Genomic DNA, 14,971 nt, shown 5'->3' on the forward strand with positions numbered 1-14,971 from the left:
GCACGGCGCCCGGGGGCCTGCGTCGGGCGGTCGGCGGCTAGCCGACCACGAACAGGGTCTGCTGCTTGTCGTCCATCTTGGCGGACAGCTCGGCCACGGGGCCGAACTCGATGCAGCGGGACTGGCAGTGCTGCACGCAGGTGGGCACCTTGCCCAGGCCCCGGCGCATCGCGCAGGTGTCGCACTGCTTGGTGGGGATGGGCAGGTAGGAGAACTGCCAGTTCTCCTCGGCCTCGTCGCCGATCACCCAGGGGCCGATCTTGACCACCTTCACGCCGGTCTGCCCCACGGGGTAGCCGTGCTCCATCTGGCAGGCTATCTCGCAGCTGTGGCAGCCCGAGCACCACTGCGCGTCAATCAGGAGTCCGTACTTGGCCATGGCCTACTCACCTTCCTCAACCTTGTAGATCTTGCAGATGGAGCTCTTGTAGTTCGACCCGAAGCCGCTCTTGCCGGGGATCCAGGGCAGCGTGTTGTTGATGTTGAGGTCGAACACGTCGTAGAACTTCTCGGGGTCGCCCTCGGGGAACCACCAGCCGTGGTCGCAGGAGACCATGCGGCGGTCCATGACGGGCGTGAGCTTGGCCTTGCGCTTGGCGCGGCCGAGCGGGCCCTCCATCCACACCCAGTCGCCGTCGCGGATGCCGTACTTCTCGGCGGTCTCGGGGTGGATCTCCATGAGGGGCCAGGGGCGGTAGTGGCGCATGCGCTCGATCTGGCGGTGCTCAGAGTGGAACATGCCCCAGAAGCGCGCGCCGGAGGTCATGACCAGCGGGTACTCCTCCATGAGGTCGGGGGTCGACCCGGGGCCGGGCTCGGGCTCCTCGAAGTAGGGCAGCGGGTCGAGGCCGGCGCGGCTGTAGAAGTTGCTCCACAGCTCGATGCGGCCCGTCGGGGTGTTGAAGCCGGGCTCGCCGTCGGGGCGCAGCATGCCCTTCTCGTAGCGGTAGTACTCGATGGGCTGGTAGGCCGGGGCCACCTCCTGGAGCTCCTCGAAGGACATATCGGTGGGCTTGAGCATGTCGGTGAACATGTCGTCGACGTTGTCCCACGGCCAGGCCTCGGGGTTCCAGCGGCGGCCGAGCTCGAGGTTGATCTCCATGTCGGACTTCGTCTCGCCGACCGAGGTGACCTTGTTGATGGTCGAGCCGCGCTGGGCGCCGGACACGAACGCGATGCCGTTGCGCTCGGCGAAGGTCTGGGCCGGCAGCACCACGTCGGCGAGCGCCGCGATGGTCGGGGTCTTGAACAGGTCGACCACCACGATGAAGTCGAGCTTGTTCAGGGCCTTGTAGAGGCGCTGGGGGTCGGCGCCCATGCAGGCGATGGGGTTGGTGGTCTGGAGCCACGCGCCGTGGATCTCGTAGGGCTCGCCCGTCTCCATGGTGCGCACCGTCTCGTCGGGCTGGGACACGGCGAAGCCGAAGTTGTAGAGCGGGTAGTCCTTGATGCCGATGCGCTTCTCCTCCTGGACGGGACCCAGGATCTCGCGGCCCCAACCGCCGGCCACCGGCAAGATCTCCGGCGCCACGATCATGCCGCCGGGGCGCTCCATGTTGCCGGTGATCTCCCAGAGGGCGAGTATCGCCTGGCCAGCCGGCATGGCCTCGCGGGTCATGTCGACGGCCACGCCCCACTGCAGCGTCGAGTTGGCCGCGTTGCCCAGGATGCGGGCGGCCGCCACGATCTTGTCCGCCGGCACCCAGGTGATCTCGGCCACCTTCTCCACCGGGAACTCGGCGGCGCGGGCCCTGAGCTCCTCGAAGCCGTAGCACCACTTCTCGACGAACTCGTGGTCGTAGAGGTCCTCCTCGATGATGACGTTCATCATGCCCAAGGCCAGCGCCGCGTCGGTGCCGGGGCGCACGCGCAGGTGCAGCTCGGACTTGGTGGCGAGCCAGGTGACCTTCGGGTCGACGGTGACTATCTTCATGCCGCGCTTCATGAGGTCGATCACCCAGTGGCCGTAGAAGCCCTCGATGTTGGACTTGAGCGGGTAGTTGCCCCAGATGAACATGACCTCGGGCACCTCGTAGTCGGGGTGGTCGTAGCGCTCGGGGAACTGCTGGGCGGCATCGGGGATCCAGGGCGCGCCGGTGGTGGCGGCCATGCCGGCGATGCGCGGCAGGTAGCAGGCCTGGCCGGAGAGCAGGCCCGTGTAGTTGGGGGACCCGAACGACCACGCCAGGCGCGTGATGTAGGCGGCGATGTCGCGGCCGGTGCCCTGGGCGAAGATGACGGACTCGGCGCCGTACTTCTCCTTCATGTCCATGAACTTCTCGGTGATGAGGTCGTAGGCCTCGTCCCACGTGATGCGCTCCCAGATGTCCTTGCCGCGATCCCTCGGGTCGCGCTTCATGGGGTAGAGCAGGCGCTCCTTGTGGTTGGTCACCTCGGGCGCGTCCAGGCAGCGCATGCACAGGCGCCCCTCGGTCCAGGGATCCTCCGGATCGCCCTCGCACTTGACGAACTTGCCGTCGGCGTCGGTGTACATGATGACGCCGCACCCCAGGTGGCACCCCGGCCCCGTCCAGGCGCAGCCGCGCGTCACGTTGAGGTCGCCCTCCTCGTAGCGGAACGGCCGCTCGTGGGGCACGGTCTTGTACTTCTCGCTCATACCTTCCTCCCTTGCTTGAGAGACTCGGGCGCCGGTTCCGCGTCCCCGTTGCGCCGGGGCGCGGCCTTGCGCTAACCTGGTGGCCACGTTAGGCCGCGCCGCGGGGGGCCGCCATCGGCCAAGGGGGTGAAACCGCGGGCACGGGGTCGCGACTATCGGTCGATGCCAAGGGGGAAGCGTCTATGGAAAAAAGTATGAGCGCCGGCGTTGAGCCAGGTCAGGGCCTCAACTGGCCGCTGCTCTTCACCGCCGCCTGCGGGTTCGCCCTCTACTGGGGCTGCTTCTTCACCATGCTCATGCGCAACTCGTTCATGGACGGCGGGGTGGAGCTTCTGTGGTACCACCTGTTTCTGCGCGTCGTGTTCCTGGGCGGCTCGGGGCTCGCCTGCGTCATCATTGCCCGCCGCGCCGACTGGATGGCGTCGGAGCGCGGGGCGCGCGTGCAGAAGGCGGGCGCCTGGATGTTCTCGGTGGTGGCCGCGTCGGCCTCGCTGGCCTTCCACTCGATCGGCGCGGCGCTGCCGCTCGCCTTCGACCTGGTGGCCTGGGGGCTCGCCGGGATGGGGCTCGCCTGCCTGCTGATGCTGTGGGTGGAGCTCCTGGCCGCCTTCCCCGCGCCCGGGCGGACGGCCGCGCTCCTCGGCGCCATGGCCCTCGGCGCGCCGGCCTACCTGGTGATGAACCTGCTGCCCTTTCCCTTCAACATCGGGCTTCTGTGCGTGTCGCCGGTGCTGAGCCTGGGGATGCTGCGCGTGCTCGAGGCCGACCCCGCCACGGTGCCGGCCGCCTTCGTGCCGCTGGCCGAGTCGCGCGGGCGCGCCCGCTGGGGCGCCTCGTTCAAGGGGACGGCGGTGGCCTACGGCGTGGTGTTCGGCCTGGGCATCGGCTCGACCACGCGCATCGCGGCGAGCGAGCCGCTCTTCACGGGCATCGCCTGCCTTTTGGCCCTCGGCGCGGGGGCGGCCTGGTGGGGGCTGCGCCGCCTGCCCGACCGCATCCGCCAGGGCGGCAGCTTCCGGCTCATGTTCCCCGTGCTCATCATCGCGCTCATCCCGATGTCGTTCCTCCAGGGGCTGCCGGCCGTGGCCTGCAACCTGCTGCTCCTGGGCTGCTACGTGTTCTTCGAGGCCGTCGGCATCGACCTGGCGCTCACCCTGGCCGAGGCGCGCCGGGCGTCCCGAGTGCACCTGGCGGCGTCGGCCCAGGCGTGTTTGTACCTGGGGCTCGCGCTCGGCCACGTCATCGGGCTGGCGGCCACCTCGTCGGGGGCGATGGACTACGCGACGCTGTCGGCCGCGGCGCTCGCGCTGGTGGTGGTGCTCGCCGTGTTCGTGACGTTCGCCGCCGTGGCGCCGCTGGCCGGCGAGGGGCCGCGCGGCGCGTCCGTCGGCGCGCAGGGCGAGGGAGGCGGCGCGGAGCCGGGCGAGGGCGGCTTCCAGGCGCGCTGCGAGGCCGTGGCGCGGGGCGCGGGGCTGTCGGCCCGCGAGACCGAGGTGTTCATGCTGCTCGCCCGCGGCCGCGGCGTCGAGCACATCCAGAACAAGCTCTGCATATCGAGCCACACCGTCAAGACCCACGTCTACAACATCTACCGCAAGATGGGCATCGGCTCGCGCGAGGAGCTCCTCGACGCAGTGGAAGGCGACTAGGGGCCTGGCGCCCGGAGCGGGTGGGGCGGGGCTGCGGTCGCCTCCTCGCTTCGCTGCGGGGGTGCTCCCTTCGCCCCGCCCCACCCGCTCCGGGCTCCCTCACCTCCCTGGAGGCGAAAGGGGACAACGGGGACGTAGGCCGTTGTCCCGAAAGACGTGGAGCACCTGGTCGCCCCGAAGGGACGCGAGCCGCGATGGAAGGCGGGGGGCCGCCGGAGCAGACCGGCCGCTCCCCTGCCCCCTGGAGACGAGAAGGGGGCGGGCGCCCTGCGGCACCCGCCCCTCTGGCTGATCGGCTATCGCACGCGGCCTAGGCGTGGGCCTTCTCGAACTCGGCCATGTAGGCGACGAGCGCCTCGACGCCGGCCTTGGGCATGGCGTTGTAGATGGAGGCGCGCATGCCGCCGACGGAGCGGTGGCCCTTGATGGACTCGATGTTGTGGCTCTTCGCCTCGGCCACGAACAGCGCATCGAGCTCGTCGGAGCCGGTGACGAAGGGCACGTTCATGATCGAGCGGTCGCTCTTGCGGGCGGTCGCCTTGAACAGCGCGCTCTGGTCGAGGTAGTCGTAGAGGATGGCCGCCTTCTCCTCATTCTTGGCCTTCATGGCCGTCAGGCCGCCCTGCTCCTTCAGCCACTTGAACACGAGGCCGCACACGTAGATGCCGTAGGCCGGCGGGGTGTTAGAGAGCGACTTCGCCTTGACCTGGGTGGTGTAGCGCATGATGGAGGGGGTGAAGGGCAGCACGTCCTCGCGCACCAGATCGTCGCGGACGATGACGATGGTCACGCCGGCCGGGCCGATGTTCTTCTGGACGCCGCCGTAGACGATGCCGAACTTGGAGACGTCCATCGGCTCGGAGAGGAACATCGAGCTCACGTCGGTCACGAGCGGGACGTCGCCGGTGTCGGGGAGCTTGGGGTAGCGGGTGCCGTAGATCGTCTCGTTCTGGCAGATGTAGACGTAGTCGGCGTCGGGCGAGAACTCGATGGCGTCCACGTCGGGCACGTAGGAGAAGTTCTCGTCCTCGGAGCTCGCCACGCAGCGGGCGTCGCCGTAGAGCTTGGCCTCCTTGAACGCCTTCTTCGACCACGAGCCGGACACGATGTAGTCGGCCACCTTGTTCCGCATGAGGTTCATGGGGATGGCGGCGAACTGCTGGGTGGCGCCGCCCTGGAGGAAGAGCACCTGGTAGTTCTCGGGGATCTGCAGGAGCTCGCGCAGGTCGGCCTCGGCCGTCTCGATGATGCCCGCGAAGGGCTTGGAGCGGTGGCTCATCTCCATGACGGACATGCCGGTGCCGTCGTAGTCGAGCATCTCGGCCGCGGCCTGGCGCAGCACCTCCTCGGGAAGCACCGCCGGACCCGCTGAAAAGTTGTAGACCCTGCCCATGTTCGCTCCTTCTCGTGAGTGCGGCCGGCTTTCCGCCGGCCCTCCTGCGTGGGATAGCTGCTGCCATCGTAGCACCGCGGGCGCGCGCCGGGCGGCGCGCGGCGGATGCGGGCGGCGGGCGGCGGGGCGGCTGCGAGCGCGGGGGCGTGGGCTGATGGCGCGCGGAGCAGGCGCCGACGAGGACGCCGGACGCGGGGCGCCGCGAGCGCGGGGGCGCGGGCGGGGCGCTAGTCCTTCGCGTTGCGCGACATGGCGATCTTGCCGGTGCGGACGATCTCGCGGATGCCGTAGGCGCGGAACAGGTCCTCGAGCCCGGCCAGCTTCGCCTCGTCGCCGGTGGCCTCGATGGTGAGCGAGGACCGCCCCACGTCCACGATCTTCGCGCGGAAAATGTTGGCGATCTCGATGATCTCGCTGCGCCGCTCGGGCTCGGCGGCCACCTTGAACAGGGCCAGCTCGCGCTCGATGGCGCCCTCGTCGGTGAGGTCGGTGATCTTGTGCACGTCGATGAGCTTGTGCAGCTGCTTGGTGATCTGCTCGTAGGCCACCCCGTCGGCCTGGACGATGGCCGTCACCCGCGACATGGACGGGTCCTCGGTCGTGCCGACCGACAGCGACTCGATGTTGAAGCCGCGCCGCGAGATGAGCCCCGTCACGCGCGAGAGCACGCCGGGCTTGTTCTCCACGAGCGCCGAGAGCACGTGCCTCATGGGCTATTCCCCCCTTCCGCCGGCGCCGGTGCGCACGGCCCCCACCGCCACGTCGATGGCGCCCATCATCGAGTCGAGGCCCTCGCCGGGCGCCACCATGGGATACACGCTCTGGTCGGGCGATATGGCCACGTCGAGCAGGTAGGGCCCCTCGGCGGCGAGCATCCGCGCGATGGCGGAGGCCACCTCGGCCGGGCGCTCCACCCGCTCGCCGGCCCAGCCGTAGGCGTCGGCCAGCTTCACGAAGTCGGGCACGGGAGCCAGCAGCGTCTCGGAGTAGCGGCCGCCGTAGAACAGCTTCTGCCACTGGTGGACCATCCCCAGGCAGCGGTTGTCCATGAGCATCACCTTCACCGGCACGCCGTTGGCCGCGGCCGTGGCCATCTCCTGGGAGTTCATCTGGAACGACCCGTCGCCGGCCACGCACACCACCTGGGCGCCGGGGTTGCCGATGGCCGCGCCGATGGCCGCGGGGAACCCGAAGCCCATGGTGCCCAGGCCGCCGGAGGTGACGAAGGCGCGCGGGCGCTCGCGGCCGAGCAGCTGGTGGGCCCACATCTGGTGCTGGCCCACCTCCGTGGCGATGATGGAGCGGTCCGGGTCGATCTGGCGCCCGAGCTCGGCGATGGCCACCTCGGGGACGATCTCGCCGGCTGACTCGGCCTCGGCCATGCGCGGGTGGTAGAACGGCCAGCGCTCGCGCCACGACGCCAGCTGGTCGAGCCATGCCGCCGTGCGCGGGCGGGCGCCGTCGCGGATGAGCTGGGCAGCGATGGCGGCGAGCACGCCCTTGAGATCGCCCACGATGGGCACGTCCACGGCCACGACCTTGCCGATCTCGGCCGGGTCGATGTCGATGTGGACGATACGCGCGTTAGGCGCGAAGTCGGACAGGCGCCCGGTCACGCGGTCGGAGAAGCGCGCGCCGGCGGCGATGACGAGGTCGGCCTCGGTCATGGCGCGGTTGGAGTACTTCGCCCCGTGCATCCCCACCGGCCCCAGGTTGAGCGGATGGGAGGAGGGCACGGCGCCCTTGCCCATGAGCGTGGTGACGCACGGGATGCCCATAAGCTCCATGAGGGCCGCGGCCTCGGGCCCCGCCTCGGAGCTGACGGCGCCGCCGCCGACGATCATGAGCGGGCGGTCGGACTCCTCGATGAGCCGGCACGCCGCGCGGATCTGCCGCGCGTTGCCGCGGTAGGTGGGCTTGTAGGAGGGCAGGTCCACCGCGTCGGGGTAGCAGAAGGCCACCTCGTCGGCGGCGATGTCGGAGGGCACATCGATGAGCACCGGCCCGGGGCGGCCGGTGACGGCGATGTGGAAGGCCTCGCGCACGGTGCGCGCGATGTCGGCGGCGTCCTGGATGAGGAAGGAGTGCTTCACCACAGGCATGGTGATGCCCACGATGTCGGACTCCTGGAACGAGTCGGTGCCGATGACCGAGCGCGGCACCTGGCCGGTGATGACGATGAGGGGCACCGAGTCGAGGTAGGCGGTAGCGATGCCGGTGACGGTGTTGGTGGCGCCCGGGCCGCTCGTGACGATGGCGACGCCGGCGCGGCCCGTGGAGCGCGCGTAGCCGTCGGCCATGTGGACGGCGCCCTGCTCGTGGCGCGCGAGCACGTGGGTGATCTGGTCGGACCCGTAGAGCGCGTCGTAGAGGCGGATGGCCTGGCCGCCGGGGTAGCCGAAGACGACGTCGACCCCCTCGGCCTCCAGCGACGCGACGAGGGCCTCGGCCCCCGGCATCACGCGCCCCTGCTTGGCCGTGCGCGACCCCGCGCCCCGGCACGCGCCCACGCTGGCCGCGGTGCGCTCGGGCGCCTGTGCGCCCGCCGTCCTGCCTTCCCCGTCCACCGGCCCCATCTCCTCTCAACGCCTTTCGGACAGTATAGCGCCCGCGCGCCGGCCACCGCGCGCGGGCGGCGGGCGGCGGGGCGCGGGCGCCCGGCAGCCGGGGTGAGGAGGGCGCGCTTCCGCCGGGCGGCTGGGCGGCTGCGGCCGACGGGATGCGGACGCCACGGCGCCGGCGGGGCCGGCGGACGGGCGCGGTCGCCCCTCCCCTCGCGCGCGCCGCGCTCCCGCCAGGAAGATTCACAGTCGATAACCCACGCGCCGCACTTCCCCTCCCCTCGCGCGCCCCGCGCTCCCGCCAGGCGACGGGGCGCGTGGCGCGGTTTCTGGAGGCGGCGTAGAGGACGGGCGGCAGGGCGGCTACCGGACGGTCACGGGTCGGTGACGGCGATGGCGGGGCGGTAACGGAGGCGCGTTGGGTTCTTGACGGTGGGCGCCCACGGGCACGAGGGGACCGCACCGCCCCCTATGCTGGGCCCCAGAGAGCGTCATCCGCGTCACCGAGAGGAGGGAGCCATGCCGACCCGCCGTCATGCCGACCCGTCCCACCCCTCCCCCCACCGCCGTCCCGCGCCAGATGCGCGCCGGCCCTCCGTCCGCCGCAAGCCGACCCGCCGCCGCGCCAAGGGCCCCGACGGCGTCGCCGCCCGCCGCCGCGCGCGGCTTGGCGCCGACGACACCGCCCTCCCCATCATCGCCCCCGACGGCGCCGCGCAGCCCGCGCCCGCCGTGGGGGAAACGGCCGCCGCGTCCTCCCCCGCCGGCGGCGAGGCCCCCGTGCCCGCCGCTGCGTCGGCGGCCGCCCCCGCGTCCTTCCCCGACGGCGCCGAGGCCGCCGCGCTCGCCGCGGCGATGCTCGCCAGCGCCGGCGCGGCCGACGCGGATCCGGCGGCCGGCGACGCGGCCGAGCCCCACGGGGCCGGGGCCGCCCGCCCCACGCAGCGCTCCTCCGACACGCCGCGGCGCACCGCCGCCGAGCGGGCCCGCGCGCTCCTGCTGGGCCCCGCGCTGCGCGCCGCGCGCCCCCGCGCCGCCGCCAGCTCCGAGGGCTTCTACGTCCCCGCGCGCCAGGCCCACACCCCCGCCGCATCCTCCCTCGTGGCGCCCCACACCCCTGGCACGCCCCTCAACTGGGCCTTCGTCATCGGATTGGCGGGGCTTCTGTGCATGGCGGCCGTGATCGCCTTCTCGTGGGCCGTGCCGCCCCGCAGCGCCGACGCCCAGGAGTACTTCGCCCCCGACCTGAGCGTCGACGTGAGCACGCCCCAGAGCGGCTGGGCGCGCGGCACCGTGCCCGCCGTCTACCAGGGCGACCCGCGCTGGGCCCAGGCCGCCTTCGGCGTGACCACCATCGGCGAGTCGGGCGCGGCGCCCTGCGCGCTGTGCATGGCCTACGTGGAGGAGACGGGCGACGGCTCGCGCACGCCGCTCGACTTCGCCGGCTGGGCCGAGGGCGCGGGCGCGGCCTCGGCGGCCGAGGCCGACGTGACCGTGCTGCTCACCGACGGCGCCGCGGCGGCGGGCCTCGACGCGCGCCCCCTCGATCCCGACGCGCTGGCCCTGCGCCGGGCCATCGGCAACGGGCGGCCGGTCATCTGCGTGACGCGGCCGGGCACCTTCGACGACCACGTCTCCTGCGTGGTGCTCACCGGCATCAACGAGCACAGCCAGCTCGTGATCGTCGACCCGACCAGCTCGGAGCGCTCCGCCGAGAGCTGGACCTTCGACGAGGTGCTCGACGCCTCGACGGCCCTCTACGCCTACGCCCGCGCCTAGCGCGGCGCGCGCGGACGCTTTTCACGCCCTCCGTGGCAATCTATCGAGGTTCGGCATAGCCGGGCGCGCCCGTGCCGCCGGCGCAGGCGGCCGCCCGCGCGCGAAAACCCAGGTCGCCGTCCGCGCGCCCACCCCACGGGCGCCGCGGCACGCCCGACGCGCGCCGTTTCGCATGCCAAACCTCGATAGATTGCCATCCGGTACCCCGAAAGCGTCCCGAGACGCCCCCCGTGGCCAGCCATAGGCCGGCTCGCGCACATTTTTTCAACTTTGTCGCTGAAAACGGCCGCCTGGCGCGCGCGATCCCGCCGAAAGGGGCGCGCATCCCCCGCGAATCAGCCCGAATCGCCGCCAAAGAGGGCGAGGGGCGCCCCCAAGGCGCCCCCGAATAGCGACGAAGTTGAAAAAATGTGCGCGAGCGCGCCGATCCCTGGCCAAGCGCCCGCGCCCGGCAGCCTCACGCCCGGCGTCGCACCGGCGCAGAGGACGGGCACCTCAGCACAGCCCCCCGCCGCCCCGCGAGCGCGCCCAGCGTCCCGCGCAAGGCGCGCTACTCGCCGGCGAACAGCTCGGTGGAGAAGTAGCGCTCGCCGGTGTCGGGCAGCAGGGTGACCACGGTCTTGCCGGGGCCGAGCTTGCGGGCGAGCCGGCGCGCGGCCGCCACGTTGGTGCCGCTCGACACGCCCACCATGAGCCCCTCCTCGCGGGCGAGCTCGCGGGCGCAGGCCAGCGCCTCCTCGTCCGACACGATGCAGATGTCGTCGTAGATGCCCTGGTCGAGGATGGCGGGGATGAGCCCGTCGCCGATGCCCATCTGCAGGTGCGTGCCGATGCCCCCGCCCGAGAGGATGGCCGCGTTCTCCGGCTCGACCGCCCATATCTCCACGTCGGGGTAGAGGCGCTTCAGGGTCTGGCCGATGCCGGATATGGTGCCGCCCGTGCCGATGCCCGAGCAGAAGCCGTGGATGGGGCCCTCGGCGTCCTCGACGATCTCGAGGGCGGTGTGGTACTTGTGCGCGAAGAGGTTGTCCTCGTTCTCGAACTGCTGCGGGACGTAGACGCGCGGGTCGGCGGCCGCCAGGCGCTCGGCGGTGGCGATGCACTCGGCGATGCACTTGCCGATGTCACCGTCGTCGTGGATGACGATCACGTCGGCGCCGTAGTGGCGCACGAGCTTGCGGCGCTCCTCGGAGACGGAGTCCGGCATGATGATGCGGGCCGCGTAGCCCTTGACGGCGCAGACGAGCGCCAGCCCGACGCCCTGGTTGCCGCTGGTGGGCTCGACGATGATGGAGTCCGGCCCGATGTCGCCGCGCTTCTCGGCGGCCTCGATCATCTGCCAGGCGGTGCGCGTCTTGACCGACCCGCCCACGTTGATGCCCTCGTACTTGACGAGGATCTCGGCCGCGTCGGGCTCGCAGAGGCGGTTGAGGCGGATGAGGGGCGTGCGGCCCATGGCGTCGAGGACGGTATCGTAGATCATGTCGTTTCCTTAGGGGATCGGTCAGCGTATCGCGCCGATTCTACCACGGCGCGCCACGCCGGGGCCCCGCCGCGCGCCCGCGGGGCGGGGTCCCGGCGCCCGGCGGCCTAGCGGGCGGCGGGGCCCTCGGCGAGGAGGCCCTGGGCGGCCAGGTCGCGGCCGATGGCCACGTACTCGTCGGCGTTCTCGCGCAGGCCGGCCAGCTCCTCGTCGGTGAGGGGGCGCTTGGCGCGGGCGGGGCTGCCCACCACGAGCATGCCGTCGGGGACATCGGCGCTGCCGGTCACGAGCGCACCGGCACCGATGAGGCAGTCGCGCCCCACGCGCGCGCCGTCGAGCACCACCGCCCCCATGCCCACGAGCGTGCCGTCGCCGATGACGCAGCCGTGCAGGATGGCGCCGTGGCCCACCGACACGTCGGCGCCGATGACGGTGTCACCGTCGAGGGGCACGTGCACGCAGGCGAGCTCCTGGATGTTCGTGCGATCCCCCACGATGATGCGCCCGCGGCAGTCGCCGCGCAGGGTGGCGTTGAAGAGCACCGTCACGTCGGCGCCGAGGGTGACGTCGCCGATGACCACGGCGCTCGGCGCGATGCGGGCGGTCGGGTCGATGGTCTGGGCCTGGTAGTCCATGGGGCGTCCTTTCGACGAGGGATGGGAGGGCGCCATTGTACCCGCCCGGCGCCGCGAGCGCGGCTCGGGCGTCTCCGCCCGCGGCGGGCGGCAGCGGGACGCGAGTGACGCGTGGGGCGCGCGGGGCGCGACGTGGGAGCGCAGCGGCCGCCCGGCGCCTCAGGCAAGCGACACGAGGCGGCTCTGGTAGGCCACCGCGACGGAGGCGGGGTGGCCGGCGGCGGCCAGCGCGGCGGCGAGGCCCTCGGCGGGGCGGCGGTAGTCGTTGTTCTCCTGCGACACGTGCATGGCCACGACGGCGCGCAGCCCGTCGGCGCCGCCCTCGGCCAGAAGCGCCGCCAGCTCGGCGGCCGCCTGGTCGTTGGACAGATGCCCCCGATCCGACGCGATGCGCCGCTTCACCGGCCAGGGGTAGGGCCCGTGCTCGAGCATCGCCGCGTCGTGGTTGGACTCGATGGCCAGCAGGCGCGCGCCGGCCAGCGCCTCGTGGGCCTCGGGCGTCACCACGCCGGTGTCGGTCATGAAGGCGATGACGTCGCGGGCGCCCGCGTCGGGCGCGGCGGACGCCGGCGCTCCCGGCGTCGCGGCCCCGGCGGCCGCCCCTGCCGGCGCACCCGCGTCCTCGAAGCGGAACCCGAAGGACTCGGCAGCGTCATGGGAGGTGCGGAAGGCGTGGGCCTCGATGCCGGCGGCCGACACGGCGTCGCCAGCGCGCAGCGCGCGGAGGTCCGCCCCCACGCTGCCGGCCGCCTCGGCGATGGCCGGCGCCGCCGCGCATACGGCCCCGCTCGCGTACACCGGCGGCACGCAGCCCAGGCGCGCCAGCCCGCGCAGGGCCACGCCCAGGCCGCGCACATGGTCGCCGTGGTCGTGGGTGATGAGGACGGCGGCGATGCGCGCCGGGTCGAAGCCGGCCTCGGCGCAGCGGGCGATGAGGTCGCGCTTGCAGATGCCGCAGTCGACGAGGACGCCCTCGCCCGTGCGCGCGTTCTCCACCACCGCCGCGTTGCCGCCGCTGCCGCTGGCCAGCACGTGCAGCCTCATCATAGGCGCCCTTCCCCACACACGGGCGCCCCGCCGCACGCGGGGCGCCCCATCCGTCTCAGGCGAGAAGGATACCGCATGGGGGCGCCGCCGGCCCCCGAGCAGCCCGAAACCCCATCATCCGCCGAGATTCTGGCCGAAAAGCACGCGAATTCCGCAGCCAGGGCGCCCCCAGCTGCGGAATTCGCGGCAAAAGCGGCCAAACGAGGCCCCGCAAGCGCGACAGCCTGCGGAATTCGCATCGTTTCCGGCCAGAATCCCCCGCTCCCCAGCCGGCACTCGCCTCCCCGGGCGAGGCGCAGGCGCGTTCCGCCTCCGGTGCGGTGCGGCGCGGCGCGCGGGCGCGCCAGGATGGCCCTACGCCTCGGGCGCGGGGGCGGGATCGGGAACCGAGCCGGCGTCCCTCGTCGCGCGGCGCATCGGGCTCGCAGCCACGGCCAGCAGGAACAGCACGCAGGCCACCACGCCGGAGGCCGCCAGCACGCCGAAGCCCATGGCGAACCCGGCGGACTGCATGATGGCCGCGGCCACCAGGAACACCGCCGCCCCGCCCAGGTAGAACGCGCCCATGCCCACGGCGTTGATGGCCGTGTAGTCGCGCATGCCGAACAGCTGCGGGATGAACAGGGCCGGCAGGATCTGCACGGGGCCGATGAGCGCGCAGAGCACCAGGCCCCCGTAGAGCGCGGGCGTCCCCGAGCCCGTCATCCACAGCACCAGCAGCGCGATGCCCGCGGCGAACCCGGCGAACACCACCACCGAAGACGCCGAGGCCCCCAGCTTCTTGGTGACTGCCCCCGACACCAGGCTCACCACGGCCACGAGCAGCGCGAACGCCGACAGCAGCGTCACGGCGAAGGCCGGGTCCAGGCCGCCCGCCGCGAAGAAGTTGGACGCGTAGGCCGAGAACCCGTTGAGCGGGAACGACGCGAACACCATGGCGGCGAAGAACAGGTACAGGGCCGGCGTGCGCAGCGCCTGCTGGAGCGTGATGCCCGGCGCCTCGGGGGCGGCGGCCACGGGCGCCTCCGGCGCGGCGTCGGCCACGAGCGGGTCGCCCTCGGCCGCGGGACCCACGGCTGCCGCGGCCTGGGACGGCAGCCGCCCGATGAGCACGAGGTTCGCGAAGACGCCCAGGGTCAGCACCAGGGCCGCGTAGCCGTAGATGATGGTACGGTAGTCGAGCACCTGCAGAAGCATCGACTCGACGAACACAAGCCCGGCGATGATGAAGCCCATGATGCCCACCACCACGCCGAACACCGTGGGGGTGCGCTCGCCGTAGAACTCGGAGAGCACGCCCGCGGCCGAGGCGTGGGCGCCGATGGCCAGCACCACGCCGTTGATGACGTTGCCGGCGTACCACATGGCCGGCCCGGTGGCCGTGGCGAACAGCACGAGGGCCGCCGCCGTGCACACGCTGCCGATGAGCAGGCAGCGCTTCGGGCCGATGCGGCCAATGAGCTTGGTGCCCACCAGGCTGCCGAGAAACGCGAACACCGTGGCCAGCATCGGCCCGAAGGCATAGGTCACCAGGTCGATGCCCATGCCCTCCACCAGCAGCACGGCGATGGCGTTCAGAAGAGAGGTGGACCCGAGGCCCACCGTCAGGATGATGGCGCAGCCGACGGCCGCCATCATGGGGCGCTTTCCTTGGACTTCCATGAGAAGCCTCCCTTGGTATCAGGGCATGACGAGCCGGGCCGCCGGCAGGCGGCGGCTCGTCACGCGCGGGATGTGCGGAACATGCGGGAAAGGGGGCCGGGGGGCTCCCCGGCGCCTCCGGACGGGCCGCGCAGGGCGCGTGATC

At 72.4% G+C, this 14,971-nt stretch carries 11 protein-coding genes; 2 read left to right on the forward strand and 9 right to left on the reverse strand.

The features are described from left to right. Window positions 1-37: 37 nt before the first annotated feature. Together LPT13_RS06635 and LPT13_RS06640 are read right to left on the reverse strand one after the other, a co-directional pair. Window positions 38-379 carry an oxidoreductase gene (locus LPT13_RS06635; protein WP_242164844.1) on the reverse strand — a complete coding sequence of 114 codons (342 nt, stop codon included), beginning with the start codon at window positions 377-379 and terminating at the stop codon, window positions 38-40. A 3-nt stretch (window positions 380-382) separates the two neighbouring features. Next, a complete protein-coding gene (locus tag LPT13_RS06640) occupies window positions 383-2,617 on the reverse strand; it encodes a molybdopterin-dependent oxidoreductase (protein ID WP_242164845.1) in 2,235 nt (744 codons plus the stop codon). Window positions 2,618-2,799: 182 nt separating this feature from the next. On the opposite strand from LPT13_RS06640, the gene LPT13_RS06645 reads away from it, so the two are divergent. Then, the gene (locus tag LPT13_RS06645; RefSeq protein WP_242164847.1) at window positions 2,800-4,266 is read left to right on the forward strand and encodes a helix-turn-helix transcriptional regulator; all 1,467 of its coding nucleotides are present in this window, start codon (window positions 2,800-2,802) and stop codon (window positions 4,264-4,266) included. Between the two features lie 310 nt (window positions 4,267-4,576). On the opposite strand, the gene serC is transcribed toward LPT13_RS06645, so the two are convergent. The 3 genes from serC to ilvB form a co-directional block, all read right to left on the reverse strand. Further along, window positions 4,577-5,659 (reverse strand): 3-phosphoserine/phosphohydroxythreonine transaminase, encoded by a 1,083-nt coding sequence (gene serC, locus LPT13_RS06650; RefSeq protein WP_242164849.1) that lies wholly within the window; start codon window positions 5,657-5,659, stop codon window positions 4,577-4,579. Window positions 5,660-5,886: 227 nt separating this feature from the next. Continuing rightward, on the reverse strand, window positions 5,887-6,369 hold the full coding sequence (gene ilvN, locus LPT13_RS06655) for an acetolactate synthase small subunit (protein ID WP_242164852.1): 483 nt from the start codon (window positions 6,367-6,369) through the stop codon (window positions 5,887-5,889). A gap of 3 nt (window positions 6,370-6,372) precedes the next feature. Beyond that, window positions 6,373-8,226, reverse strand: a complete 1,854-nt coding sequence (ilvB, locus tag LPT13_RS06660; RefSeq protein ID WP_242164854.1) for a biosynthetic-type acetolactate synthase large subunit — start codon at window positions 8,224-8,226, stop codon at window positions 6,373-6,375. Window positions 8,227-8,739: 513 nt separating this feature from the next. Here ilvB and LPT13_RS11725 point away from each other — a divergent pair. Continuing rightward, entirely contained in the window at window positions 8,740-9,999 is a 1,260-nt protein-coding gene (locus LPT13_RS11725; RefSeq protein ID WP_277926941.1) for a papain-like cysteine protease family protein, read from the forward strand. A 550-nt stretch (window positions 10,000-10,549) separates the two neighbouring features. On the opposite strand, the gene LPT13_RS06670 is transcribed toward LPT13_RS11725, so the two are convergent. The 4 genes from LPT13_RS06670 to LPT13_RS06685 all read right to left on the reverse strand — a co-directional run bounded on the left by LPT13_RS06670 (window position 10,550) and on the right by LPT13_RS06685 (window position 14,826). Continuing rightward, the gene (locus LPT13_RS06670; protein WP_242164856.1) at window positions 10,550-11,482 is read right to left on the reverse strand and encodes a PLP-dependent cysteine synthase family protein; all 933 of its coding nucleotides are present in this window, start codon (window positions 11,480-11,482) and stop codon (window positions 10,550-10,552) included. Window positions 11,483-11,589: 107 nt separating this feature from the next. Next, window positions 11,590-12,117 (reverse strand): gamma carbonic anhydrase family protein, encoded by a 528-nt coding sequence (locus LPT13_RS06675; RefSeq protein WP_242164858.1) that lies wholly within the window; start codon window positions 12,115-12,117, stop codon window positions 11,590-11,592. A 159-nt stretch (window positions 12,118-12,276) separates the two neighbouring features. Beyond that, window positions 12,277-13,164, reverse strand: a complete 888-nt coding sequence (locus LPT13_RS06680; protein WP_242164860.1) for an MBL fold metallo-hydrolase — start codon at window positions 13,162-13,164, stop codon at window positions 12,277-12,279. Window positions 13,165-13,518: 354 nt separating this feature from the next. Further along, a complete protein-coding gene (locus tag LPT13_RS06685) occupies window positions 13,519-14,826 on the reverse strand; it encodes an MFS transporter (protein ID WP_242164862.1) in 1,308 nt (435 codons plus the stop codon). Window positions 14,827-14,971: the final 145 nt, after the last annotated feature.

Source organism: Adlercreutzia faecimuris, assembly GCF_022669055.1.
Lineage (GTDB): Bacteria > Actinomycetota > Coriobacteriia > Coriobacteriales > Eggerthellaceae > Enterorhabdus > Enterorhabdus faecimuris.

Excerpts from the sequence above, each read along its gene's own strand:
- LPT13_RS06635 (WP_242164844.1), bottom strand. The coding sequence starts at position 379 with ATGGCCAAGTACGGACTCCTGATTGACGCGCAGTGGTGCTCGGGCTGC.
- LPT13_RS06640 (WP_242164845.1), bottom strand. The coding sequence starts at position 2,617 with ATGAGCGAGAAGTACAAGACCGTGCCCCACGAGCGGCCGTTCCGCTAC.
- LPT13_RS06645 (WP_242164847.1), top strand. The coding sequence starts at position 2,800 with ATGGAAAAAAGTATGAGCGCCGGCGTTGAGCCAGGTCAGGGCCTCAAC.
- serC (WP_242164849.1), bottom strand. The coding sequence starts at position 5,659 with ATGGGCAGGGTCTACAACTTTTCAGCGGGTCCGGCGGTGCTTCCCGAG.
- ilvN (WP_242164852.1), bottom strand. The coding sequence starts at position 6,369 with ATGAGGCACGTGCTCTCGGCGCTCGTGGAGAACAAGCCCGGCGTGCTC.
- LPT13_RS11725 (WP_277926941.1), top strand. The coding sequence starts at position 8,740 with ATGCCGACCCGCCGTCATGCCGACCCGTCCCACCCCTCCCCCCACCGC.
- LPT13_RS06670 (WP_242164856.1), bottom strand. The coding sequence starts at position 11,482 with ATGATCTACGATACCGTCCTCGACGCCATGGGCCGCACGCCCCTCATC.
- LPT13_RS06675 (WP_242164858.1), bottom strand. The coding sequence starts at position 12,117 with ATGGACTACCAGGCCCAGACCATCGACCCGACCGCCCGCATCGCGCCG.
- LPT13_RS06680 (WP_242164860.1), bottom strand. The coding sequence starts at position 13,164 with ATGATGAGGCTGCACGTGCTGGCCAGCGGCAGCGGCGGCAACGCGGCG.
- LPT13_RS06685 (WP_242164862.1), bottom strand. The coding sequence starts at position 14,826 with ATGGAAGTCCAAGGAAAGCGCCCCATGATGGCGGCCGTCGGCTGCGCC.